The organism is Nonomuraea sp. PA05, from assembly GCF_008086045.1.
In the GTDB taxonomy this organism is placed as follows: Bacteria; Actinomycetota; Actinomycetes; order Streptosporangiales; family Streptosporangiaceae; genus Nonomuraea; species Nonomuraea monospora.
The window spans coordinates 85,365-109,306 of record NZ_VSEY01000014.1; the positions used below are offsets into that span (position 1 = coordinate 85,365).

Annotated in this window: 19 protein-coding genes; 5 read left to right on the forward strand and 14 right to left on the reverse strand. The window is 72.3% G+C overall.

Features of this window, described 5'->3' with window-relative positions:
* Window positions 1-6: 6 nt before the first annotated feature.
* The gene (locus tag FXF51_RS22675; protein ID WP_148436529.1) at window positions 7-1,566 is read right to left on the reverse strand and encodes an NAD(P)-binding domain-containing protein; all 1,560 of its coding nucleotides are present in this window, start codon (window positions 1,564-1,566) and stop codon (window positions 7-9) included.
* A 124-nt stretch (window positions 1,567-1,690) separates the two neighbouring features.
* Window positions 1,691-3,190 carry a class I adenylate-forming enzyme family protein gene (locus FXF51_RS22680; RefSeq protein ID WP_148436530.1) on the reverse strand — a complete coding sequence of 500 codons (1,500 nt, stop codon included), beginning with the start codon at window positions 3,188-3,190 and terminating at the stop codon, window positions 1,691-1,693.
* 115 nt (window positions 3,191-3,305) lie between these two features.
* Here FXF51_RS22680 and FXF51_RS22685 point away from each other — a divergent pair, with 115 nt between their 5' ends.
* Window positions 3,306-3,995, forward strand: a complete 690-nt coding sequence (locus FXF51_RS22685) for a sulfotransferase family protein (RefSeq protein ID WP_148436531.1) — start codon at window positions 3,306-3,308, stop codon at window positions 3,993-3,995.
* A 3-nt stretch (window positions 3,996-3,998) separates the two neighbouring features.
* Here FXF51_RS22685 and FXF51_RS22690 read toward each other — a convergent pair whose 3' ends face one another.
* Window positions 3,999-4,958: a DUF4352 domain-containing protein gene (locus FXF51_RS22690; RefSeq protein ID WP_148436532.1), complete on the reverse strand. Its 960-nt coding sequence runs from the start codon at window positions 4,956-4,958 to the stop codon at window positions 3,999-4,001.
* A 116-nt stretch (window positions 4,959-5,074) separates the two neighbouring features.
* On the opposite strand from FXF51_RS22690, the gene FXF51_RS22695 reads away from it, so the two are divergent.
* Together FXF51_RS22695 and FXF51_RS22700 are read left to right on the forward strand one after the other, a co-directional pair.
* Window positions 5,075-5,821, forward strand: a complete 747-nt coding sequence (locus FXF51_RS22695) for an SDR family NAD(P)-dependent oxidoreductase (protein WP_148436533.1) — start codon at window positions 5,075-5,077, stop codon at window positions 5,819-5,821.
* An 83-nt stretch (window positions 5,822-5,904) separates the two neighbouring features.
* A complete protein-coding gene (locus FXF51_RS22700) occupies window positions 5,905-6,777 on the forward strand; it encodes a hypothetical protein (RefSeq protein ID WP_148436534.1) in 873 nt (290 codons plus the stop codon).
* 4 nt (window positions 6,778-6,781) lie between these two features.
* Here the strand turns inward: FXF51_RS22700 and FXF51_RS22705 are convergent, their stop codons facing one another.
* The 5 genes from FXF51_RS22705 to FXF51_RS22720 all read right to left on the reverse strand — a co-directional run bounded on the left by FXF51_RS22705 (window position 6,782) and on the right by FXF51_RS22720 (window position 14,825).
* The gene (locus tag FXF51_RS22705) at window positions 6,782-7,564 is read right to left on the reverse strand and encodes a DUF4352 domain-containing protein (protein ID WP_148436535.1); all 783 of its coding nucleotides are present in this window, start codon (window positions 7,562-7,564) and stop codon (window positions 6,782-6,784) included.
* Between the two features lie 106 nt (window positions 7,565-7,670).
* Window positions 7,671-9,467, reverse strand: a complete 1,797-nt coding sequence (locus FXF51_RS22710) for a glycoside hydrolase family 15 protein (protein ID WP_148436536.1) — start codon at window positions 9,465-9,467, stop codon at window positions 7,671-7,673.
* A 46-nt stretch (window positions 9,468-9,513) separates the two neighbouring features.
* The gene (locus FXF51_RS22715) at window positions 9,514-12,807 is read right to left on the reverse strand and encodes an ATP-binding protein (protein ID WP_187414521.1); all 3,294 of its coding nucleotides are present in this window, start codon (window positions 12,805-12,807) and stop codon (window positions 9,514-9,516) included.
* A complete protein-coding gene (locus tag FXF51_RS60950) occupies window positions 12,807-14,090 on the reverse strand; it encodes an oxygenase MpaB family protein (protein WP_187414522.1) in 1,284 nt (427 codons plus the stop codon). Before FXF51_RS60950 ends, FXF51_RS22715 begins: the two co-directional genes overlap by 1 nt.
* 24 nt (window positions 14,091-14,114) lie before the next feature.
* On the reverse strand, window positions 14,115-14,825 hold the full coding sequence (locus tag FXF51_RS22720) for a Crp/Fnr family transcriptional regulator (protein ID WP_148436538.1): 711 nt from the start codon (window positions 14,823-14,825) through the stop codon (window positions 14,115-14,117).
* 179 nt (window positions 14,826-15,004) lie between these two features.
* Between FXF51_RS22720 and FXF51_RS22725 the strand changes: the two genes are divergently transcribed.
* Window positions 15,005-15,577 carry an RNA polymerase sigma factor gene (locus tag FXF51_RS22725; protein WP_148436539.1) on the forward strand — a complete coding sequence of 191 codons (573 nt, stop codon included), beginning with the start codon at window positions 15,005-15,007 and terminating at the stop codon, window positions 15,575-15,577.
* A gap of 3 nt (window positions 15,578-15,580) precedes the next feature.
* Here FXF51_RS22725 and FXF51_RS22730 read toward each other — a convergent pair whose 3' ends face one another.
* The 6 genes from FXF51_RS22730 to FXF51_RS22755 form a co-directional block, all read right to left on the reverse strand.
* A complete protein-coding gene (locus FXF51_RS22730; protein WP_148436540.1) occupies window positions 15,581-16,825 on the reverse strand; it encodes a hypothetical protein in 1,245 nt (414 codons plus the stop codon).
* A 185-nt stretch (window positions 16,826-17,010) separates the two neighbouring features.
* Window positions 17,011-17,430: a hypothetical protein gene (locus FXF51_RS22735; protein ID WP_148436541.1), complete on the reverse strand. Its 420-nt coding sequence runs from the start codon at window positions 17,428-17,430 to the stop codon at window positions 17,011-17,013.
* A gap of 102 nt (window positions 17,431-17,532) precedes the next feature.
* Window positions 17,533-19,566, reverse strand: coding sequence for a beta-galactosidase (locus FXF51_RS22740; protein WP_148436542.1), 2,034 nt, complete (start codon window positions 19,564-19,566; stop codon window positions 17,533-17,535).
* An 11-nt stretch (window positions 19,567-19,577) separates the two neighbouring features.
* A complete protein-coding gene (locus tag FXF51_RS22745) occupies window positions 19,578-20,411 on the reverse strand; it encodes a carbohydrate ABC transporter permease (protein WP_148436543.1) in 834 nt (277 codons plus the stop codon).
* Window positions 20,408-21,343 (reverse strand): carbohydrate ABC transporter permease, encoded by a 936-nt coding sequence (locus tag FXF51_RS22750; RefSeq protein ID WP_187414523.1) that lies wholly within the window; start codon window positions 21,341-21,343, stop codon window positions 20,408-20,410. Before FXF51_RS22750 ends, FXF51_RS22745 begins: the two co-directional genes overlap by 4 nt.
* Window positions 21,344-21,368: 25 nt before the next feature.
* Window positions 21,369-22,583 (reverse strand): ABC transporter substrate-binding protein, encoded by a 1,215-nt coding sequence (locus tag FXF51_RS22755; RefSeq protein ID WP_187414524.1) that lies wholly within the window; start codon window positions 22,581-22,583, stop codon window positions 21,369-21,371.
* Between the two features lie 146 nt (window positions 22,584-22,729).
* Between FXF51_RS22755 and FXF51_RS22760 the strand changes: the two genes are divergently transcribed.
* On the forward strand, window positions 22,730-23,914 hold the full coding sequence (locus tag FXF51_RS22760; protein ID WP_148436546.1) for an ROK family protein: 1,185 nt from the start codon (window positions 22,730-22,732) through the stop codon (window positions 23,912-23,914).
* Window positions 23,915-23,942 lie beyond the last annotated feature (28 nt).

The following is a 23,942-nucleotide window of genomic DNA, read 5'->3' on the forward strand; positions in this document are numbered from 1 at the left end:
CCCTCCTCACGCGGGCACGCCGGCCAGCCGCGCGGCGAAGAAGGCCCGGAGCGGCTCGACGTGGACCTCGGGGGAGTCCCACTCATTCTCCAGGTTCTCCGTGATGTGGTGCACCGCGACGGGCCCGCCCGGCAGGTGGTGCCGCACGACGGGGTGCAGGTAGTGGCCCTCGTGCGCGCGGGCCGAGTCGCTCTGGCTGATGCGGCCGACCTCGATGTCGAAAGGGTCGATCTTGTCGTGGTCCGGGCCGTACTCCAGGGTGATCGCGAAATGGCCGCGGTCGCCGATCGGCGGGCCTTGCAGGTCGAACGGCAGCTCCTCCAGGTAGCGGGCGGTGCCGTCGCCGTTCAGCACGATCACGTCGGCCAGCAGGCCGAACTGCTGCCACAGGGCCGAGGCGCGGTTGACCCGGCCGATGACCGCCGCCGCCAGCGCCGCCGGGTCGGCGGGCAGCTCCGCGGCCGGCCAGGGCACGCCGTGATGGCGCGACTCCATGATCCGGTGCAGGGCGCGCACGCCGTAACGGAAGCCGTGGATGAAGCCGCTGGTGCCGCGCTTGAAGTCGCGCGACTGGGTGATGGTGCCGGCGAAGTACAGGCCGGGGACGCTGACCGACTCGTACGCCGGCGTGAGCGCCGGGAACCTGCCGTTGATCACCAGGTCGGGGCGGCAGTCGTCGGCGAAGATCGAGGAGTCGAAGCGGAAGCCGGTGCAGACGATCACCCGGTCGTACGGGATGTCCTTGGTGACCTCGTTGACCCTGGCGAAGGCCACCGTGACCCGGTAGGTGCCGTCCGGCTGCCGCTCGACGCGCTTGATGTCGCCGTCGAGCAGCGCGTTCTGCGACTTGAGCTGGTAGGTGTCGAGCAGGCCGTTGTTGATCGCGCGCAGGTGGCCGACGTAGTGGGTGCGCCAGGCCATGCGTACGGAGTGCGGGCCCGCCACGTGGATGACCGCCGCCGTCTCGATGAGGTTGTCGGCCGTCTCGAAGGCCGAGTTGCCCTTGCCGATGACGAGCACCCGCTGCCCGAGGTAGTCGGCCGGGTCGGTGGAGGCGGTGCCGTACGGGTCCGCCGTCTCGATGCCCGGGATGGGCGGGATGTTCGGCTGCGTGACGCCCGCCGCGACGACGATCCGGCGCGCCTCGTAGACGCGGCCGTCCTCCACGGTCACGCGGAAGCTCCCCGGCCGGTCCACCCGGACCACGCGCGAGTCGAAGGCGATCCGCAGCCCGCACGTCTCGGCGAAGTCGCGCAGGTAGCGCACCATGTCGTCGGCGTGCGGGAAGTAGCGGTCGCTGTAGCCGGTGAACAGCAGGCCGGGGTCGTCCGACAGCAGCGAGTTCCAGTCCATCCGGAGGTTGAGCTCGGGGTCGTCCCATCCGGTGTGCTTCTTGTTGATCGAGATGAGCGTGCGATGGCGAGGGAAGGTGCGGAAGAACCGGCCAGGCCCGGACCCCGCCTCGAGGATCAGGTACTTCCGGTCCGCCTTGTGCAGGAAGTAGCCGAGCTGGAGGCCCGCGGGCCCGGCGCCGATCACCAGGTAGTCGAGGGTGTTGTCCGCCACTGACGCCTCCGTCACTGCGAAGTGGTTGAAGAGACAACCTCAGTGTTGGCGGGCGATTCTCAGAGTTCGATCAGAACAGGCCGTTCGAACAGAACAGGCCGTTCGATCAGAACAGGCCGTCCGATCAGAACAGGTTCTCGCCGTGCCGCGCCAGCAGGGCCCGCTTGTCGGGCTTGCCGCTGGTGGCCACCGGAACGCCGGGCACCACCGTGATCGTCTTGGGCACGCTGTCGTCGCCCAGCTCGGCCCGTACGCGGGCGGCCAGAGCGGCCTGGTCGGGCACCCGGCCTGGCGCCGGCACCACGAACGCGTGCACCGCCTCGCCGCTGCCCTCGTCCGGCGCGCCCACCACGTACGCCTCGTCCACGTCCGGGTGGGCGGTCAGCACCCGCTCGATCGGCCCCGCGTACACCACCATCGCGTTGACCATGACCACGTCCCTGGAGCGGCCCTCCAGGTGCAGGAAGCCGCCGGCGTCCACGTGGCCGAGGTCGCGGGTGCGCAGCCAGCCGTCCCGCAGCGTGTCGCGGGTCTCCGCCTCGTCGCCCCAGTACCCGGCCATGAGGTACGCGCTGCGCACATGGATCTCGCCCGTCCGGCCGGGCGGCAGGACGGCGCCACCCTCGTCGCGCACGCTCAGCTCGACCCCGGGATGCGGCAGGCCCACCGGCGCCACGATGCCGGCGGCGATGTGCGCGGGGGTGAGCATGGCCACGTTGCCCGCCTCGGTCTGCCCGTACCCCTGGTAGACGACCGGGCCGAGCCGCTCGGCCGCCGCCCTGAGCCGGCGCGGGCCGATCGGCGAACCCGACACCATCAGCGCGCGCAGGCTCGACACGTCCGCCGAGCCGAGCAGCTCCAGCATCCTGAACAGCCTGGGCACGGTGATGATCGACCCGGTGATGCGGTACCGCTCGATCGCGTACGGGAACATCGGCCGCCCGTCGTCCTCCGGGATGACCGCCGTGCCCCCGCCGAGCAGGCACGGCGCCAGGAACTCCAGCACCACCATGCTGGCCAGCGTCCCGAACAGCAGGTACCGCTCGAAGGCGCGGGCGAAGGCCGCCGCCACCGGCCCCCAGACGCGCGGCTGCCACGCCCAGTGCTCGCTGAGCGCCTGATAGGTGATCGCGCACCCCTTGGGCCGGCCGGTGCTGCCGCTGGTGAAGGTCAGGGCGGCCACGTCGCCGGGCCGGGCGGTCACCTCCAGCGGGCGGCCGTCGTCGGGGCAGGCCAGCAGGTCGGTCGCGCCGGGCACGGGGCCGAGCGAGAGCGTCCGCCCCGTCATGAGCTGGGGCGTGGCGGTGACCGGGTCCACGAGGACGGCGTCGATGTCCATGCCGAGCACGTGGGCGAGCTGGCCGGGCGGGTAGCCGGGGCGGATCCCGACGACGCGGCAGCCCAGCGCGTGCGCGGCCATGTGCGCGGCGAACGCCTCGGGCGTGACCTCCGTGCGGACGGCGACCGCCCGGCCGGGGCCCAGGCCCGCCTCGCGCATGGCGCCCGCCAGCCGCCGGATCAGCTCCAGCAGCTCGGCGCGGGTGACGGTCCTGCCGCAGTGCTCGAAGGCGGGGGTCGCGGGGGCCTGGCGCAGCGACTCGATCAGGGGGGACGGGAAGAGCATGGTGGGGCTCCTCTGTGCGGTGAGGGGGCGTTCCCGGAGTGCCTGATGCCGTCATATAACGGGATTTGTCGCGACATTAGGCGGCGCACATCAGAGAAGGATCAGAGGTGCGCGGGTGAAAGTGATCGGCGCGGGCTTCGGCCGTACGGGCACGAGGTCACTGAAAGCGGCACTCGAACTGCTCGGACTCGGGCCCTGCTACCACATGTCCACCGTCATCGCGGAGCCGTACCGGGTGCGGCAGTGGCTGGACGTCGGCGAGGGGCGCACGCGGGATTGGGACGCGCTGTTCACCGGGTTCCGGTCGGCGCTCGACTGGCCCGCCTCCGCGTACTGGCGGGAACTGGCCGCGCACTATCCCGAGGCCAAGGTCATCCTGACCGTCCGCGACCCGGGACGCTGGTACGAGAGCGTCAGCGCCACCATCTTCCGCAGCGCCCTGGAACAGCGGGGGAGGCCGCCGCTGCGGCGGCGCGCGATCCGGTGGCTGGTGGCCAGGCGGTCGCCGGACTTCGCCCTGTACCCGCGGATGGCCAGGGCGACCTTCATCGACCCCGTCTTCGGCGGGCGCATCGACGACCGGGAGCACGTCATCGAGGTCTTCGAACGGCACGTCGCCGAGGTCAGGGCCACCATCCCGGCCGGGCGGCTGCTGGTCTTCGAGACGGGGGACGGGTGGGCGCCGCTGTGCGCGTTCCTCGGGGTGCCCGTGCCGGACGTGCCCTACCCGCAGGCCAACGAGCGGGCGGCGTTCCGGCGCAAACGGCCGCGGCGGCTGGCCAGGCTGATCCTGCGGGGGCGCTGAGCGTCAGGACAGCGTCCACTCGCCCTTCTGGTCGGCGATCCCGTAGTTCAGGCCGAACTGGAACTTGGTCAGCCGCGCCGCCTCCGGGACCTCGAACACGATCACGCCCTTGCGCGAGTCGCCCGCGTTGACCGTCACGGTGCCGCCGAAGCTCTGGCCCTCGGTGACGCTGGAGAGCGAGAAGCGGTACTGCTGGCCCTCCGCGTCGATCAGCCAGGCGCCGGTCGTGGGGGCGTCGGCGTAGACGGCCTGGCCCGCGTTGGTGAGGGTGATCTCGACGGCGGCGAGCTTGTTGCCGGTCTGCGGCTTCAGGAAGTCGGAGGCGGGGGTGGCGGGGTTCACCACGCGGTTCAGGGTGACGCTCACCTTGAGGGCGGGGTCGGTGCCCTGGAGGGTGAGCGCGCCGCCCACGCGGGCGGTCTGTCCCTGTGCGCCAGGGTTCGTCGTGCCGCCACCGGCCGGCGGCTGGCCGGCGGCGGGTGGGCTGGTGGCGGGCTGGCCAGAGGCGGGCGGGTTGACAGCAGGCTGGCCGGGCGAGGGCTGGCCGTACGCGGGCTGGCCGGTGGGCGGGGTGATGCCCGCCTGATCGGTCCCCGGCTGCCCGCTCGTGTCCGCGGGCGGAAGCTGCGCCCACGGGTCCGCGGGAGGCTGCCCCACCGCGTCACCCGCCGCCGGTGGCTCGCTCGGCAGCGGCTCCTGCGTGATGACCATGGTCGCCCCCTCCGAGCCGGTGAGCACGGACGGCCGCCCGGTGTCCGTCAGCACCATCACCACGGCGGCGCACGCCCCCAGGAGCAGCAGCGGGACGCCGGCCGCGAGCAGCAGGACGAGGGGCCGGTTGTCGGGAGGCGACGGCGGCGGCGCGTCGGCCACGAACTCCTGCCCGGGCCGCATGCCGTACGGCGGCTGCTGGTACGGAGGCGGGGGTCCGTACGGGCCGGACGGCAGGGGCGGATATCCCATGGCGCGACTCCTGATAGGGGACGGGATTAGTGAGACGTCCGGCATCCGCCTCCGGTTGTCCTTGATCGCGAACCCCGGATGCCGCCACGCCCGGCCGATCCCCTAATGTGCCGTGAATGAGCGGACGTGCGGTTGTTGTCACCGGAGCATCGCGAGGCATCGGACGGGCGGTCGCGGCGGCGTTCGCCGCGCGGGGGGACAGGGTGGCGATCCACCACCGCGACTCCGCCGAAGAGGCCGGCGACCTGCTCCGCGAGCTGCCCGGCGAGGGGCACGCCGTGGTGCGCGCCGACCTGGCCGACCCCGAGGGCGTCAAGGCCATGGTGGACGCGGCGGCGCGGGAGCTGGGCGGCTCGATCGACGTGCTGGTCAACAACGCGGGCAGGTACTTCCACCACCCCGTGACCGACCTGTCGTACGAGGAGTGGCAGGACGCCTGGCGGCGCACGCTGGAGGTGAACCTGCTGGGCGCGGCCAACGCGATCTGGTGCGCGTTGCCGTACATGCCGCCCGGCGCCCGGATCGTCAACGTCTCCTCGCGCGGCGCCTTCCGCGGCGAGCCCGACGCGCCCGCCTACGGCGCCAGCAAGGCGGGGCTCAACGCGATGAGCCAGTCGCTGGCCGTCGCCCTGGCCCCGCGCGGCATCGCGGTGGCCGCCGTGGCCCCCGGGTTCGTCGAGACGGACATGACCAACGAGCACCTCAAGGCGCCGCGCGGCGACGCCATCCGTGCCCAGAGCCCGTTCGGCAGGGTGGCGCGGCCCGAGGAGATCGCCGCGGCCGTTCTCTACCTGGCCTCGCCGGACGCCGAGTGGGCCAGCGGCGCCGTACTCGACCTCAACGGGGCCTCCTACCTGCGCTGACCCGTAAGCCCGTGATCTTAGCGAGATCGGGAGCTATGGTGAACTCTCAGGGCACTTCGGAAACTCGCTCAGAGGGGGACGGCGTGGCCAAGGGCTGCCTGTACGCGCTGTTATCGGTCGCGTTCTCCGCGGCCGTCCTGGTGACCTGTCTCGCCATGTACCTGGTGGCCGGGCCCGTCGGCGCCGTGTTCACCGTGCTGGCCGGGCTGGTCGGCCTGTGCGGGTTCGTCGTCGCGCAGGACTCGGTGCGCCGCCGGTCGCTGGCCGCCGAGGAGGCCAGGCGGCTGGCCCAGGAGCGCGACCACGTCAGGCGCACGGTCGACTTCGTCGCCGACCCCGGCCTGAGCGAGGAGCAGCGCCTGGCGGTCATCGACTCGTTCGTCCCGAGGCTGCGCGTCTCGCGCGCCCCGTACCGCGACCGGGTGGTCCTCGTCCCCGAGCTGTCACCGGCCGCCCGCGCGCTCCTGGAACGCGCCAGGCGGGCCGTGATGTCCGTCTACACCTCGCAGGTCATGCGGCAGCGCCTGCTGGACGGGCTGGCCAACGAGGTGCTGCTGCCCCGGCAGATCTGGGAGATCGCGATGCTGCTGCGCGTCCAGACGCACCTGCACGAGGAGCAGGACCGCGCGGTGCGGGGCGTCGTGGTGACCCCCGAGCTGCGGGCCGTGCTGGAGCCCCAGCAGGAGGCGCTGCGCCGCTCCGTGGCGGCCGTGACGGGCCGGGTGGAGCAGCTCGAACGGTACGCGCGCCGCGTCCAGGAGGCCGACGCCGCCCTGCGGGCCCGCGAGGCGCTGGACAACAACGACAAGTACCGGGCCCTGCTGGCGCACACCGACGACGCCGAGGGCATGCGCGCCCTGGAGGACCACGGCGTGGCCCTGGAGGAGACGCTGGCCAGGAGCGTGCGGGTGGCCATCGAGGCGGGCCACACGCTCAGCCTGGACCGCACGGCCTGAAGGGTCAGCCCAGCTTCCACTCGCCGTGCTGGTCGGCGTAGCCGCTGTTCAGCGTGAACTGCAGGGTGGTCATCCTGGCGCCCTCCGGCACCTCGAACACGACCAGTCCCTTGCGGCTGTCACCCGGGTCGATGGTGGTCGCCCAGTGGAACTGCTGGCCCTGCTCGACGTAGGCGATCGAGAACGGGTACTGCTGCCCCTCCGAGTCGATCACCACCGCCCCGTTCATGGGCGCGTCCTTGTAGGTCACGCGGCCCTTGTTCGTCAGCGTGAGCTGGACCGCCATCAGCCGGTTGCCGGGCTTGGGCTGCACGCTGTCCTGCGTCGGCCGGGCCTCGCTCCAGGCCCGGTTGAGCGTCACGGCCATCTTGGAGCCCGCTTCCATGCCCTTCAGCGTCACCGTCCCGCCGGGCTCGCTGGTGAGCGGATCGCCGTCGTCTCCGCCCGGCGCCGGCTCCTCGGCGGGCGCGTCGGAGGGCCCGCCGGACGGCTCGTCGGGCGCGGCGGCGTCCGGCTCCGCGTTCTCGCGTGTCTCGGCGGGGGCGACGGTGGCCGAGGTGATCGAGTCGCGGACCGGGGCGATCAGGACGAACCACGCCGTCGCGATGCCCCCGATCAGCAGCAGCGGCACCCCGATGGCCAGGGCCAGGACGAGCCCCAGGCCGCGGCGCGGCGGAGGCGGGGCAGGCGGCCCGTACCCGTACGGCGGGCCTCCGCCGTACTCGGTGCCGCCCAGGTACGGCGGCATCTCCTGCTGCGGGCGTTGCGGTTCTGATGGGTATCCCATGGCGCGGCTCCACTGGAGGGAGAAGGACCGTCCAAGGATGCTCCCGGCCGCCCGCCCGGGATGGCCGTGATGCCGGTTAGGTCTTGGGTTGAACCCTGGCGGCCGCTCAGCCGCCCCGCGTGGCCCAGTCGTGCAGCTCGTCCGCCGTGCCGGACGCGTCGAGGTTGAGCGCCGCCTCGATCAGCGCCAGATGCGTGAACGCCTGCGGATAGTTGCCCAGCATGCTGCCGTCGTCCGGCGCCATCTCCTCGGCGAACAGCCCCAGCGGCTCCGCCCGCGCGCACAGCGTCTCGAACCGGTCGCGGGCCTCCGCCGTCCGCCCCGCCAGCACCAGCGCCGACACCATCTCGAACGAGCACATCAGGAACGCGCCCTCCGGCCCGTCCACCCCGTCGCCGGTGCTCTCGGGGTCGTAGCGGTGCAGCAGCGCCCCGCCCTCACCCAGCCGCGACTGCACGTGGTCGAGCGTGCCCAGCACCCGGGAGTCGCGCCCGTCCAGGAAGCCGACCAGCGGAAGCCGCAGCAGCGACGCGTCCGCGCCCGTCGCGCCGTACGACTGCGTGAACGCGCCGGCCTCCGCCGAGTAGCCGTGCGTCAGCAGGTCCTCGCGCACCGCCTCCCGCTCGGCGCGCCACTCGTCGAGGGGCAGCCCCTCCTCGCCGGTCAGCTCCGCCAGCCGCACCGCCCGGTCGAAGCACACCCAGGCGTACAGCTTGGAGTACGTCCACGCGCGCGGCGCCCCGCGCACCTCCCAGATCCCGGCGTCGGGCTCGCGCCACTGCTTGCGCGCCAGCCGGACCAGCCGCCACAGCCTCGACGTGTCGTGCCCGGTCAGCTCGCCGGTCACCTCGTGGTAGGCCAGCGCCGCGTCCAGGATGTGGCCGTAGGTGTCGAGCTGAAGCTGCGTGGAGGCGTCGTTGCCGACCCGTACGGGCCGGGAGCCCGCGTACCCCTCCAGATGGCCGAGCACGCTCTCCCCGGTGACGGGACGGCCGTCGATGCCCGCCATCGGCGGGATCCGGTCCGAGTCGCCGCCGCACTGCCGCAGCAGGCACTCCAGGTAGCCGCCCGCCTCCTCGCGGTGGCCCAGCCGCAGCAGCGCCAGCACCGTCAGGGCGGCGTCGCGGTGCCAGACGTAGCGGTAGTCCCAGTTGCGCGGCCCGCCCGGCCATTCCGGCAGGGACGTCGTGGGCGCCGCCAGCAGCCCGCCGCCCTCGTCGTACAGCAGGCCGCGCAGCACGATCGCGCTGTGCCGCACCTCCTTGGCGCCGATGCCCGCGTACCCGGAACGAGCCGACCACGACCGCCAGGACCGCACCGTGTCCTCCAGCAGCCGCCCGGCGTGGCCGCCGGGAGCGGCCCCCGTGTAGTCGAGCGTGAGCGCCAGCGACTCGCCCTCCCGCAGCACGGTGCGCGACTCGGGCTCCGGCGCGCCGGCCAGGATCAGCCCGGACTCCTCCTCCAGCGCCTCGCCACGGGCGGTCCAGCGGGCCTCGCGCACCCCGTAACCCGGCCTGGCCAGCACCCGCGACCTGACGACCGCCCGGCCGCGCTCGCACCTGGCCCACCGCACGAGCAGGCGCACGGGGTTCATGCCGCCGTCGCCGGAGGGGGACAGGGCCAGGAAGTCGTGCACGACCACCGAGCCCTGCGTGCCCTCCCAGCGCGTGCGCAGCACCAGCGTCTCGTCCAGGTAGCCGCGCTCGGCCACGGACGCCTCCTCGACGTGCAGCTCCCACGCCCCGCCGCGCCCCCGGTCGAGGATCCTGGCGAACACGCTGGGGCCGTCGAAGCGCGGCACGCACATCCACTCCACCGCCCCGTCGGGAGCGACCAGCGCCGCCGTGTGGCAGTCGGACAGGAACGCGTACGAACCGATGGGCGGGTAGCCGCTCGTTCTCACCCGAACGGGCTGCCCGGCCCCTGACCTGCTTAAACGGCCGTTCCGGCTAAGCGGAGGCGCGCCGCTCCAGGAGCAGCGCCCCGCGCCCGGCCAGCAGCGAGCGGCACCACTCGCGCAGGTCCGCCGGCTTGGGGCCGCCCAGGTCGCCCTCGTCCAGCAGGTCCGCCCAGTCGAGCAGCGACTCGGCCAGCATGAGCGGCACCCCCTGCCGCTCGTGCACCTCGGCGGCGGCCTCGAAGTGCTCGGCCGCCCGCCGCGGATCGCCCATCGCCACGCGCAGGTGCGCCAGGTAGTGGTGCCCGCAGTGGTGGGCCACCGCGCCGTGGCCGAACGTCTCGCCGCCGGAGGCGGCCAGCGAGTCGTACAGCCGCCCGGCCAGCTCGGCCCGCCCCAGCCGGGCGGCGGCCACCGCCAGGTTGTCGAGCGCGGACCGGTGCGCCATGTTGCGCGGCGGCGCGGCGCCGCCGTAGCCGAGGATGCGGTCGAGCAGCGGAGCGGCCTCCTCGTCGCCCAGCTCGCACAGGTAACGCAGCACCGCGTGCACCGGATCGACGCGCGGGCGCTGCCCGGCGCGGCGCAGCCGGTCGCGCAGCTCCCACAGCCGCCCCTGCAGCCGCCTGATCTCGCGGATCTGCTCGGAGTAGATGGCCATGGCCTCCAGCCGGCGGCCGATCTCCGAGCCCAGCCGCAGCGCCGACTCCGCCTCCGCCTCGGCCTGCACCAGGTCGCCCTGCATGAGGGTCAGCCCGGCCTTGGAGTAGCCGATCAGCCAGGTCAGGTGCGGCTGCCCGAGCCGGCGCGCCAGCTCGTCGGCCTGGCCGAGCAGCATGGCCACCCTGGTGGTGTCGCCGAGGTCGAGCACCGGGGGAGTGCGCTGCATGTACGCGTGGAACAGTGCCAGGTCGTCACCCGTCCTGCGGGCCGCCTCCAGCATCTCGTCGCCGTCGCGGTGCCGCTGGTGCAGCGGGTCGGCCGGGATGATGGTCAGGCTGCGCATCCCCAGCACGCTCGCCAGCGTGCGCGGGTCGCCGGACTTGCGGGCCAGCGCCACCGCCTCGTCGCTCAGCGCGAAGCGCCGCTCGCCGTCGGGCGCCCAGATCAGCTCGGAGGCGAGCTGCGCCGCCAGCAGCGCCCTGGTGCTCACGTCGGTGGAGTCGACCACCTTGCGGGCCTCGGTCAGCAGCGCGATGCGCTCGTTGTCGGGCGCGGCCGAGATGGCCGAGCCCCGGTCACCGCCGAGCGCCGCCGTGACCAGCAGGTCGTGCCGCTCGCACTCCCTGGCCAGGTCGGCGGCGTCCAGCAGGGTGCGCCTGGCCTCGGGATGCCCGGCCAGCCACATCGCCCTGCCGCACTCGACCAGCAGCTCGGCGCGCCGTTCCAGCGTGGTGCCGGGCAGGTCGCGCAGCAGGTCGAGCACCCGCTGGTACCAGGTGACGGCCTCGCGGTGCGCCAGCCCGGCCAGCGCGTGCTGGGCGGCCTGCACGCCCGCGTCGGCCGCCGCGCTCACCCGGCCGGGGTCGCGGCCCTGCTCGGCGGCGGCCACCAGATGCCTGGCCACCACGTACGGCCGCGCCCGCACGGCCGCCGGGTCCGTCTCGCACAACGCGTCGGCCACCCGCCCGTGCAGCAGCGCGGCCCGCGGCGGCGACAGCGTGGCGTAGAGCGCGTCCCTCGTCAGCTCGTGGGAGAACTGGCAGGACCCGTTGTCGAGCATGGTCACCAGGCCGGTGCCCATGGCCTCCTCCACCGCGGCCACGAACCTGGCCTCGTCGAGGCCGAGCCCGCGGCGCAGCTCCGCCGAGGTCATCCGCTCGCCGACGGCCAGCAGCGTGACCAGCTCCCTGGCGTCGGGGTGAAGCTGCGACAGGCGGGCCGTCACCATGCGGGTGACCGAGTCGGGCACGGCCAGCGCGTCGAGCTCCTTGCCCGCCGCCAGCTCCCTGATCACCTCGCTGACCAGGAACGCGTTGCCGCCCGTGATCCGGTGCAGCCGCTCGGGGTCGCTGCCGGCCCGCGCCTGTGTCAGCGCCGAGGAGACCTCGTCCAGCCCGAACGACGGCACCTGGACGACCCGCGCGGTCGCGGTGAGCTTGTGCAGCTCGGGCAGCGCCTGGGGCGCCGTCTGCTGGGACGGCGCGGACTCGACGGGGACGGGCCGCGAGGTGGCCAGCACGAACAGCGGCAGCGCGTCGGCGTCCCACATGAGGGAGCTGAGCATCTGCAGCGACTCCAGCGTGGCCCACTGCAGGTCGTCGATGATCAGCAGCACGGGCCGCACGGTGGCCAGCCGCTCGATCAGTGTGCGGGCCGCGGCCATCAGGTGGTAGCGCTCCGACACCGGCTCGGTGGCCGGCGGCACCTGCAGCGACAGCGGCGGCGCCGCCAGCGACGGCGCCAGCCGGACGAGCTGGCCGCACTGCTGGTCGACGCCCGCCCGCAGCAGCAGCGCGGGCGAGGTGCGGGCCAGCCGCTCCACGGCTCCGGCGATCGGCTCGTACGCCTTGCGCGCCGGATCCGTGCACCGCCCCGCCAGCACCGTGAACTGCCGCTTGAGCGCCCGCCTGGCCACCTCGGAGGCCAGCCGCGTCTTGCCCACCCCGGGCTCGCCCTCCAGGATCACCAGCCCGCTGCCGAACTCGGCCGCGGCCAGCTCCCCGTCGAGCGCCCGCAGCTCCCGCTCGCGGCCGACGAAGGGCAGCACGCCCGCGTCGTCCAGCCACGACGCCAGCCCGCCGCCGAGATGATGGTCGGCGCTCTGCCAGTGCAGCTCGTAGGTGTGCAGCGGCTCGCGCAGCCCCTTGCCGGGCAGCCGGCCGAGATCCTTGAACTCGTGCCGGCTCCGCCCCTGCGCCAGCCTCCTGACCAGGTCGGTGCAGAGCACCTGCCCGCCCTCTGCCACCGCCACCAGGCGCGCCGCCTCCACCGTGGGCAGCCCGCTCACGTCGTCCTGGCCCCAGCACACGTCGCCCGCGGCCAGCGCCGCCCTGATGGAGATCTTCTCCAGGGCGCGCTCGTTCTCGTCGGCCACCGCCTGCTGCACCGCGATGATCGCGTCGAGCCCGGCCGTCGCGGAGTCGAACACGGCCATCAGCCCGTCGCCCAGGCTCTTGGTGAAGGTGGAGCCGCTGGCCGTCACCACCGAGCGCAGCAGCTCGTACAGGCGGCGGAAGACCACGTTGGCCCGCTCCTCGCCGAGCCTGATCCGCAGCGCGGTGGAGCTGACCACGTCGGTGAACAGGATGGTCGCCGTGGTGAGCGTGCCCGGCTCACGCCTGTGCTCATCTCGTCTGGGCTCATCACGCCGGGGCTCATCGCCTCTGGGCTCATACGCAGCAGTCACTAGCGCGGGCCTTTCCGCCCCTGCGCGGGCGCTCGTAGCGTCGTACGGACGGAGCGGCGGATCGCACGGGTCTTGACCGCGGGGGCCGACCGCTTGATCCGCCAGGCGCGGGCCAGCTCGTCGGGGATCCTGAACGCCGCCTGCCCGTCGGAGTGGCGGTCGATCAGCGCGACCACGACGTGTCGCCCGGCCTTCCGTACCAGCCAGCGAACCACACCCCGCACGGGACCTGCCAGCCGGTTTCGCCGATGAGCGGAACGTGCCACCGCGAACATCCAGGTGAACCACCAGGCGGGCGCGGGCACGCCGAGCAGCTCGGGCACCCGGTGGACGCCGTGCTCGGCGTGCTGGAAGATCCAGTGCACCAGGCTGCGCGGCATCTTGCGCCAGCCCAGCGGCATGTAGGCCTCCATCTCGGTCAGCAGCATGGCCATCAGGCGGCGGCCCTCGTCGCTGGTCTCCAGCATGCGGCCCAGGCGCGCGCTGACCGCCGGGACGTCGTCGAGCGTGAGGGGGCCGTCGCTGCACACCTCGATGCCCATGAGGTGGCCGAAGACGCTCCAGGTGTAGAGGTTGGCGGTGCGCTCCTCGTCGGTCAGCACCACGCCCATCGTCTCCATCGCCTCCCACGTGACGACGGAGAAGTCGAAGAGCGTGGCCAGCAGCAGCTCCTGGTTGACCGGCGGGCCGTAGCGCCCGGTGTCCCAGTGGTCGGCGTACTTCTCCTCGACCAGGGCCCGCACGACCGAGTGCAGGATGCGCAGCCCGATCGCCGTCGTGTGCCCGGGGCGGCCCGGCTGCAGGCTGTCGGTGGCCTTCAGCCCCATCACGTCCACCAGCATCTGGCCGGTCTCGGCCACCCGGCGGGTCAGGCTGTGCGTGGCCAGGTTGGAGACGCCGGCCAGCACCTTGGCGCTGGACACCTCCACGTACGCCATCGGCAGGCACGCGAAGAACAGCGCGGCCGACTGGTACAGCCCGTAGTCGGCGAAGACCGCCTGCCCTCTGGCCAGCAGCTCCCTGTCGTCGCCCCACTCGGGCAGCTCCCTGACGAACTCGATCGCCTCGAAGATCTCGGAGGCCGGCGGTTCGCCCGACGGCTCCCTGGCCTCCCGCTTGGCCGCCCCCAGCTCCGCGATCACGGCCTTGACCAGCTCCAGCGCGCCCTGCCCCGGGGGCCGCGTCTCGAGGTACTCGGCCACCACCTTGTCGACGTCAGGGTCGGCCTGCTGCCTGAGCTGCCGGAACCGCTTCTCGGGCCAGCGCTCGTCATGCTCGTTCATCTACCCCGTACTCCCCAGTTCGTGTCAGAGGCCGCCCCGTTTCCGCAGGGCGGCGACATCCAGCAGCGTGATCGTCCGCCCTTGGACGGCGATGAGGTTCCTCGACACCAGCGACTGCAGCGCGCGGTTGACCGCCGGCCGCGAGGCGCCGATCAGCGCGGCGAGGTCGGACTGGGTCAGCCCGGGCAGGTCCACCACGTCGTCGGACTTGCCGTGCCTGTCGGCCAGTTGCAGCAGCAGCTTGGCCAGGCGTCCCCCCAGGTCGAGGAAGGCCAGGTCGGCGGCCTGGCCGGTGAGCCTGCGCACCATGCGGCCGAGCAGCCGCAGGAACTCGTCGGCCAGCCCCGGATGCTCCCGCATCAGCTCCAGCAGCCGCGCCCTGGGCAGCGCGAAGACCCACGCGGCCCGCACGGTCACGATGGAGGCCGAGCGCGGCGAGCCGTCCAGCAACGCCATTTCGCCGAACGTGTCGCCCCGCCTGAGCATGTTCAGCACGATCTCGTCGCCGTGCTCTGTCGTGAAGACCACCTTCACCAGCCCGTCGAGCAGCACGTACAGCGACTCTCCCGGGTCCCCCTGATGGAAGATGATCTGCCCCGACCGGTAGCGGCGCGCCATCCCCGCGCGCGCCGTGCTCTGGATGCCGTTCTCCCCGAGCACGCGGAACAACGGGATCTCCGCCAGCACGGCCGCGACCGGCTCGACGTCGTGGGGAAGGCCGCTGCGCGCGTTCATGCAAGAACTCTAGGCCGCAATCCGCGAGCGGACAGCAGGCGGCGGGCGATCTCCCGAATGTGACGCAGACCACACTCCGTCTGTCTCCTTCGGAACAGTCTTTTCGGATCATCCATCGCACGGTGAGGTAGCCGGCCGGAATTGGCCCCCCGAGAACCCGGACCGGCGGGGAGACCGACATGCAAGCGCAGACCATCGAACGGCTCGACACCGGCGCCCTGGTGACCGCCGCCCAGGAAGGCGACGCCTGGGCGTGGGAACAGCTCGTCGAGGAGTTCAGCCCCATGCTGAAGGCCCGCATCCGGCGCTTCAGGCTCAGCCACGAGGACGCCCAGGACGTGCTGCAGACGACGTGGATGCTCGCCTGGCAGAACCTGGGCAGCGTCGAGGACGGCCAGCGCATGCCGGGCTGGCTGGCCACGATCGCCTTCCGCGAGTGCCTCAAGCTCACCAAGCGCACCAGGGAGATCTGCACCCCGGATCTCGACTCGCTGGGCAGCACGGACGACGTCGACAGGGAACTGGCCAGGATCTGGCTGGCCGGCACGCTCGAAGAGCTGGTCGAGGAGCTGCCGGCAGCGCAGAGGGTGCTGTTCAGAGCGCTCACGGAAACCTCCGAGCCCCACTACGTGGACGTGGCGCGCAGGCTGGGCAGACCGGTCGGGAGCATCGGGCCCACCCGAGCCCGCGCTTTCGCGAGGCTGCGCGGGCTGCTCCAGGCCCGCGAGATCACCCGCGACTTCCTGGACTAGCCACTACTGGTCATCAAGGGGGATCGCCTCCAGGAACGGCTCGAAGTCGAAGTGCGCCATCTCGTACGCGTCCGGATCGGTCTCCGTCGGGAAGGCGTAGAACTTCGTGCCGCGCAGCGCCGGCATGCCGCTGACGGCCTCGGGGACGAGCCCCCGGGCCATCTCCTCGGCCAGCCCGTCGGCGATCTTCTGGTCGAAGGGCACCCGGTAGAGCGCGTCCACCGTCTGGTAGACCCGGAAGTAGCTGACGATGAAGCGCATGCGGTCGGGGTAGGACACCCAGTCGGTCACCCCGGCCGTGGACGCCTCCTGGTCCTCGGTGATGAACTCCTCGGCCAGCTTGCGCACCCGCTCGTTCTGGATCGGCACCCACGCCTTGGCCATGTCCACGCCCGCCGGGGCGGTCAGCGGCCTGCCGACCTTGACGTCGCTGAGCGGCGTGGCCACGGCGAACAGGTGGCGGGTGTAGAGGGAGGACCACAGGTCCTCCAGCTTGCGGGTCAGCCAGGGCTGGTCGGCGTGCGCCGCCGCGTACAGCTTGAACCGGGGGAAGGGCTTGCGCGTGACCAGGGAGCGCAGCGACCGCCACGACACCCGGGTCATCCACCGGACCGGCCGGTAGAGCACCAGCTCCAGCGCCGCCTGCGCGCGGGCCTGCTCGTAGGCCGACAGCGCGATGTTGGCGCCGAACATCAGCTCCGCGCGGGCCGCCGGATCCTCGGTCTTCGCTGCCTCCACCATGAGCTGGGCGGCGTCCTTGAGGTAGCGCGGGTCGGCCGGTGACAGCAGGTCCGTCAGGAACTCCGGCGGCACCGGCGTCAGGTCGGACTCGGGGCTGACCTTGAGGAAACGGTCGGGCTCGTCGTTCCACAGGTTGACCGCGAGGCTGGCCGTCTCCAGGAAGATGGCCCGGTTGGCGAGCGCCAGGCCGAGCTGGTAGCTGGGCCCGAGCAGGGTGAGCAGCCCGGCTCTGAACAGCCGTCTGAAGCGCTGCGGCACGCGCAGGCGGCGGCCGAAGTCCTCGATGAACGGCGACTTCGGGCCGAGGTCGAGGCTCTCGCCGACCGCCTTGGAGGTCCAGGTGGCGTAGCAGTACCAATTGTTGGCGGCCCGGCCCAGGCGCGCCGCGAGGTCCCCGGCGACGCGGTGGTAGCTGTAGGCGATGACCATGGCTTCGAGTGCCGCGCTCCGGTCCTTGTAGGCCGCGATGCGCAGCACGTCATCCGCGGTCATCGGAGTGTCGGACATGGAGTCTCCCGTTTGCTGGTCCCGTCGCCTGGCGGAGGGCTCACGGAGTTAAGAGCGCCCCCGTCGGCGTCAGATACAGTCAGGCGGCTGGTCTCTCCCCGCAGCCGCGGCAGGAGCCTAGGAGCCCGCGCTTGCGGCATGCTTGCAGGATGATCACCGCCCCCGGCGATCCGGGGGCGGGGCGCTCAGTCCTTGACCGTCAACTTGCTGATCACCACGAATCCGCCGAGCGCCCCCGCGGTGCCCGCGGCCGTCGTCGTGGTGAGGTTGACCACCAGGTCATAGATGCCGGGGTCGAGCTGTCCGCGCATGGGGATCGAGGCCGTGTATCGGCCGGAACCAGGGGTGAAGGTCAGCTCCACGGGTGGTGACGGATGCCTGGTCTCGCCACCGCCCATCAGGTCCGCGATGATCTCCACCTGCCAGCGGCCCGCCAGCCAGTCGATGAGCTCGCCGGTGACCTCCCAGCTCACGTCCACCGTCCAGCCCTCGTCCCGATGGACCACATAGGTGGGCTGGGCACCGGGATCGACAACCTGGCCGTGAAGAATGCCGGCCAACTGCTCGGCCGGCACCTTCATGACCTGGAACTCTCCTGATGCCATGGTGATCTCCTCTCCGCGGGCGGGTCCCCGTGCGAAGGAGCAGAGCGACGACACCGGTGGCGAAATACCCGTCCCTTCTATCGATGCATATCCCGTTTTCGTCTAGACAAGTCGGTTGTTGATCCGGGTGAGATCGCCGGGCCCGGCGGCGCCGGTGCGCACCCCGTTCAGCCGCACGCCGGCCTCCACGGCGCAGTCGAGGTAGGCGTTGAGCCCTCTGATCACGACGTCGCCCACCTGCCCGTCGGCCAGCCGCAGCACCGCGCCGGCGCCCTGCGCGGCGACCACCTCGACCGTCCCGTACGGCGTCCGCAGCCCGATCGGCCCCTCGTTGCCCGACTGCACGAGCACGACGAGATAGTGCACATCCCGGGCCGGATGGCTGCGCAGGAACGCGTCGGCCTCGCCGTGCAGGACGAGGCTCTCGTCCGCGGCGGGCAGGGCGGCGGGCAGGGCGGCGGGCAGGGCGGCGGGCAGGGCGGCGGGCAGGGCGGCGGGCAGGGCAGCGGCCGGCGTGATCAGCGCGCAGGGCGCCATTCGCTCGTCGAGGGCGGGCACCGGGCCGTCCACCAGCACCAGCCCGCCCGCTCGCGCGTAGGCGGCCAGCAGCTCCTGCACGCGCCGGTGCATGAACGGCCCGCCCGGCACCGTGACCGACCGGTAGGCGGCCAACTCCGCCAGGCTCGCACTCTCCAGCTCGACCAGCCCGTAGTCCAGCCCGCGCGCCCGCATGCGCTCGTGGAAGTCCAGCAGCGCCCGCCCGCACCCGGGCCCGCCGGGCTCCCGGGACAGGGCGGCGATCCCCGCGTAGGGCAGGTACAGGCCGAACGCGTCGCGCCGCACCGGCTCGCACTCCAGGAACTCGGCGCCGTGCGCGGCGAAGAAGCCCGCCAGCGCCCGCACCACCGGCGCCTTGCCCGTCGGGCCGCCGTCCGCGCCGATGGGCGGGCAGTCGGGGTACGGGCCGGCGCAGGCCGCGTCCAGCTCGGGCGCCCAGCCCGAGGTGGCCACCCCGGTGTAGACGTTGAAGCCGGTCGCGCCCGCCGCCAGCGCCAGCAGCGACTGGTGGAAGCTGGTCGCCCCGTCGATGAAGGCCGGGTCGTACAGCTCGGAGAAGCCCCAGTTCTCCTCCAGGTTCGGGCCTGGGGCGCGCTTGGCCGCGATGACGTAGCGGGCGTGCGCGTCGCGGTCGGCCGACACGACGCCCATCCAGTTGGTGAACCCGTAGGAGATCTCGCCCCACAGCTCCGGCCTGACCCTGGCCAGCCAGTCGTCCAGGGCGGGCACGGTCGGCGGGTTGAGGTTCACCAGGACCGGCAGGCCGGAGCCGACGGCCTGCGTCCAGACGCGGTACACCTCGGCCAGGTACTCGGCGTGGAAGCGCCCCCAGTCGGCCTGGGCGAGCGGGCCTGAGGCGGCCGTCGCAGGCTCGATCTCCGCCCAGTCGCCGCAGGCGGTGCCGTGCGCGGCGTTGTACGCCCGCGGCGTCCCGTACCAGGCCCGCAGCCGGTCACGGTAGAACGCCACCCCGGACGCGCTGTAGTCGTAGGCCGTCAGCGGCAGCGCGCCGCTGGTGTAGACGCCCTCGTTCGCGATCTGCAGCGCGATCACCGCCTCGGCGCCGTCCAGCACCTCCTTGCCCACCGCCGACAGCCACTCGCCGGCCCTGGCCAGGAACGCCGGACCCAGCGGCGCGGGCAGCGGCCTGCCGCCCGGCGCGGCGGCGTCCGCCCAGCACGAGGGCGCGCCGGACGCGTCGAGCAAGGCCTCGAAGGCGGGGTCGGCGTCGGGGCACACCCAGTCGGGCAGCCCGCCGTAGTTCACCTCCGCGTGGATGAACGGGCCGGGCTTGGCGATCACCCGCAGGCCCAGCTCGTGGCAGAGCGCCAGGAAGCCGGTGACGTTCCTGGACGGATGGGTCAGGCCGGTGAAGTCGGGCGCCGTGGCCGCCTCCGGCTGGTGGTGCCGCCAGGGCAGGTAGCAGGTGATCACCTCGATCCCGAGCTCGTCCCGCACGGCCCGCAGCCGGTCGGCCCACACGGCCGGATCGTCGCGGTAGTACGGATAGTCGGCGGTGACGAGCACCCGCGGCACGCCGTCGACGACGGCGACCCCGTCGCGGACCTCGATGACCACAGTCGTTTCTCCTAACCCTTGAGACCGGTGAAGGCGATGCCCTGGAGGATGCGGCGCTGGAAGACCAGCAGGACCGCGATCACGGGCAGGACGGCGAGCGTCGCGCCCGCCATGATGTAGTACGCGCGCCCGCCGTCCGGGCTGGCGACGAGCTGCTGCAACGCCAGCGGCAGCGTGTACAGCTCGGGGTCGTTGGTGACCAGCAGCGGCCACACCAGGTCGTTCCAGTGGAACAGGAAGCTGGTGATGGTCACGACCGCCAGCACCGGCTTCGACAGCGGCAGCACGATCCGCCAGAAGATCTGCATCCGGCCGGCGCCGTCGATCAGCGCGGCCTCCTCCAGCTCGCCGGGCAGCGACAGGAAGAACTGCCGCAGCAGGAAGATGTCGAGCACCGAGGCGATGTTCGGCACGATCAGCCCCCACCCGGAGTCGAACATGCCCAGCGACTGGGTGACGTGGATGCGCGGCACCAGCAGCGTGATCGCGGGCACCATCATGCCGCCCAGCATGATGACGAACAGCTTGTCGCGGCCGGGGAACGGGATGCGCGCGAACGCGTACGCGGCCAGCGCGTCGATGAGCAGCTTGGCCGGCACCAGGATCGCGCACACCCAGACGCTGTTGACGAACGCGCTCCCGAGCCCGCCGACGTCCAGCACGTAGGCGTAGTTGCCGAGGGTGGCCGCCCACTCGCCGGTCTTCTTGTCCAGCGGCAGCAGGCTGGGCGTCTTGGTGTAGATGTCGGGGCCGTGCTTGAGCGAGGTGGCCAGCATCCACAGGAACGGCACCACCGACACGGCCGCCAGCAGCACCAGCGCGACGTAGACGGACGCCTTTCTCACGTGGCCTCCTGCTTGACGAAGCGGAACTGCAGCGCGGTGACGATCATGATGAAGACCAGCAGGACGAACGACATCGCGCAGGCCGCGCCCATCGCGTCGTAGCGGAAGGCGAACAGGTACAGGTGCAGCACGTACGTCAGCCCCGACTGCTCGGGGCCGCCGGTGACGCTGCGCCCGTTGCCGGAGAAGATCACGTACACCAGGCCGAACACCTGCAGCGCCGCGATGACGCCCGTCACGAGCAGGTAGAACGTGGTCGGCCGCAGCATCGGGAAGGTCACCCGCCAGAACCGCTGCCACGGCCCGGCCCCGTCGATGATCGCCGCCTCCTGGATCGAGACGGGGATGCCCTTCAGCCCCGCCAGATAGATGATCATCGAGATGCCGCACTGCCAGGCCGCGATGAACGCCAGCGCCGGGATGACCAGCTCGGGGGTGTTGAGCCAGTTCTGCCCCGGGATGCCGACGAGTTCGAGCAGTGTGTTGATCAGGCCGTACTGCGGGTCGTAGAGCCAGCGCCAGATCGCGCCCACCGCCGCCTCCGCCGTGACGACCGGCAGGAACAGCAGCAGCCTGAACAGGTTCGCGCCGCGCCTGACCGCGTTCAGCAGCAGCGCCTGCGCCAGCGCGGCGACCAGCGTCAGCGGCACGGCGAGGAGCGTGTACTGCAGGGTGACGCTCACCGACTTCCAGAAGTGCGGGTACTTGACGTCGTCGAACAGCAGGTCGGTGTAGTTGGCCAGGCCCACCCAGGCCGCGTCGGTGCGCAGGTTCCAGTCGGTGAAGCTGTAGTAGAGCGCGGACAGGGCCGGGTACAGCAGGAAGACCACGAAGTAGGCCAGCGCGGGGGTGACCAGCAGCCAGCCGATCAGGTGGTCGCGGCGCCGGGCGCCCGGGCGGCGTCTGGCGCGCCTCCCGGGTCCCGTCGTCACCCGTTCGAGTACGGGAGCGGCCACGTCAGCCGTTCCAGCCGAGCAGGGACCTGGTCTTGGCCGCCGCGTCGGTCAGCGACTGCTGCGCCGTGGCCTTGCCGGTCAGTGCCGACTCGATGGCCGGGGCGATGATCTCGTCGTTGACCTGGATCCACTGCGGCACCGCGGGGCGCGCGTGCGCGACCTTGAGCTGCTCCAGGAAGGCCGCCTGCTCGGGCCCGCCCGCGGGCACCTGCGCCTTGAGGTGCACGGGGAAGCCGCCGAACGCGTCGGCCACCGCGCCGTTGTTCGCCGCGTTCGACAGGAACGCCAGCCACTTCCACGCCAGGTCGGCGTTCTTGCTGGTGGAGAAGACCACGGAGTCCTCGCCGCCGATGTTGCCCGCCGGCTCCGTCTTGTACGGCAGCGGCGCCACCCCGAAGTCCAGGTCGGGGAACTGCTCCTTGATCGTCGGCACGTCCCAGGGGCCGGAGACCGTCATGGCCGCCAGGCCGTTCTCGAACGGCTTGTCCGAGTCGGTGATCTTACGGGGCGACGACTCCTGGAGGTCCACCCAGAGTTGCAGCGCCTCCACCGCCGGCGGCTGGTCGAACAGCACCTTCTTGCCGGCGTCGTCCACCATCTCGCCGCCCGCGCCGTGCACGAAGCCGGGGAACATCCAGGCGCCGTACCCGTCGCCCTTGGGCACGTTCATGCCGGCCACGTTTGCGTCGGCGGCGTGCACCTGGGCGGCGATCCGCTTCAGCTCGTCCCAGGTCTTCGGCGGGGCCGGCACCAGCTTCCTGTTGTAGAAGAGGGCGACCGTGGTCTGGTCCTGGGGCAGGCCGTAGAGCTTGCCGCCGGCGCGGTTGGTGTCGAGCGCGCCCTTGTAGTACTCGGCCTCGTCGATCAGCCCCGCGGGCACCTCCTTGATCGTTCCGTCGAGGGCGTACTTGGACACCAGGGGCTGGTCGAGAATGCCCGCGTCGGGCGCGCTCTTGCTGGCCACGGCGCTGCCCAGCTTGGTGTTGTAGTCGTCCTTGGGGATCTTGACGAGCTTGACCGTGACACCGGGGTTGGCCTTCTCGAAGTCCGCGCGGACCTTCTCCATGACCTGGCCCGCCTGCGGGGTGCGGTCCTGGTACATCCAGAACGTCAGCTCCTTGCCGCCCGCGCTCTGTTCGCCGCCGCCACCGCCGCATGCGGCCAGCCCGCTCACGAGGGCCGCCACGACGGCGCCACGCACAAGTCCTCGGCTCATTGCCATCTCCTCATCGGGGGGATGGCCCAGACCATAATCTAAGCTTCGAAGAAAGTCAGGAAACGCTTTGGTAACACCGCCTGGGTGCGTTCTTCGGGCCGTGAACTAACATGGCGGCGAACTTCTGAGAGGGACGGGGAACGAGCATGGGCACGCCAGGGCGCAAGACCGTACGGGACCTTCGCCGGGGCAACCGGGCGATGCTGCTGCGCGCGCTCTACTTCGGCGGCCCCGCCAGCCGCAACGAGCTGTCCGCCGAAACCGGGCTGAGCGCCGCCACGGTCAGCACGATGACCGGCGACCTGCTGGCCGACAACGTCATCGTCGAGGCCGGCCAAGTCGACTCCGACGGCGGCAGGCCCCGTGTGCTGCTCAAGGTCAACCCCGCCTACGGGTACGCCGTCGGCGTGGACGTCGGCGAGACCCAGGTCAAGGTAGAGCTGTTCGACCTGGAGATGAACGTGCGGGCCAGGGCCCACTACGCGGTCCGCTCGGCCAAGCACGACCCCGAGCTGGTCGCCCGCCACATCCTGACCGGCGTGGACGCGGTCATCGCCGAGGGCGAGGTGCCGCAGGGCCAGGTGCTCGGTGTGGGCGTCGGCGTGCCCGGCATCGTCGAGCCGGGGCCCGACGGGCTGGTGCGGGCCAAGACGTTCGGCTGGGCGGCCGTGCCGCTCGGCGCGCTGCTGCGGGCCGGCACCGCGCTGCCGCTGGTCCTGGACAACGGGGCCAAGACCATGGGGCAGGCCGAGCTGTGGTTCGGGTCGGGCAAGGGCACCCGCGAGGCGGTCATCCTGCTCGTGGGGTCGGGCGTCGGCGGCACGATCGTGACCGGCGGGCACATCTACCGGGGCGCGGGCATGGCGGCGGGCGAGGTCGGGCACCTGAAGGTGGTCGCCGGGGGGCGGCAGTGCCGGTGCGGGGCACGCGGCTGCCTGGAGGCGTACCTGGGGGCCGAGGCCATGCTGGAGCGCGCCGGCGTCGAGGCGGACTCCGCCGACGAGGAGGCGGCGCTGGCCGGGCTGCTGGAGGCGGGCTCGCCGGTGATCGGGGAGAGCGTCGAGCTGCTCGGGGCCGGACTGTCGTCGCTGGTGCACCTGTTCAACCCCGAGCGCATCGTGATCGGGGGATGGGCCGGGCTGATGCTGGGCGGGCGGCTGCTGGCGGAGATCCGCGCGGCCACGGCGGCGAACACGCAGGCGCAGCCGTTCCAGCCGGAGTCGGTGGTGCTCGGGCGGCTGGGCCCCGACGCGGTGGCGCTGGGGGCGGCCACCCTGGTCATCGAGCCGTTCTTCGGGGATGCCGCGTACCCGTCGTCCGCTATTGCGTAGAAGTTAAATCAAGCATTGACATAAGTCC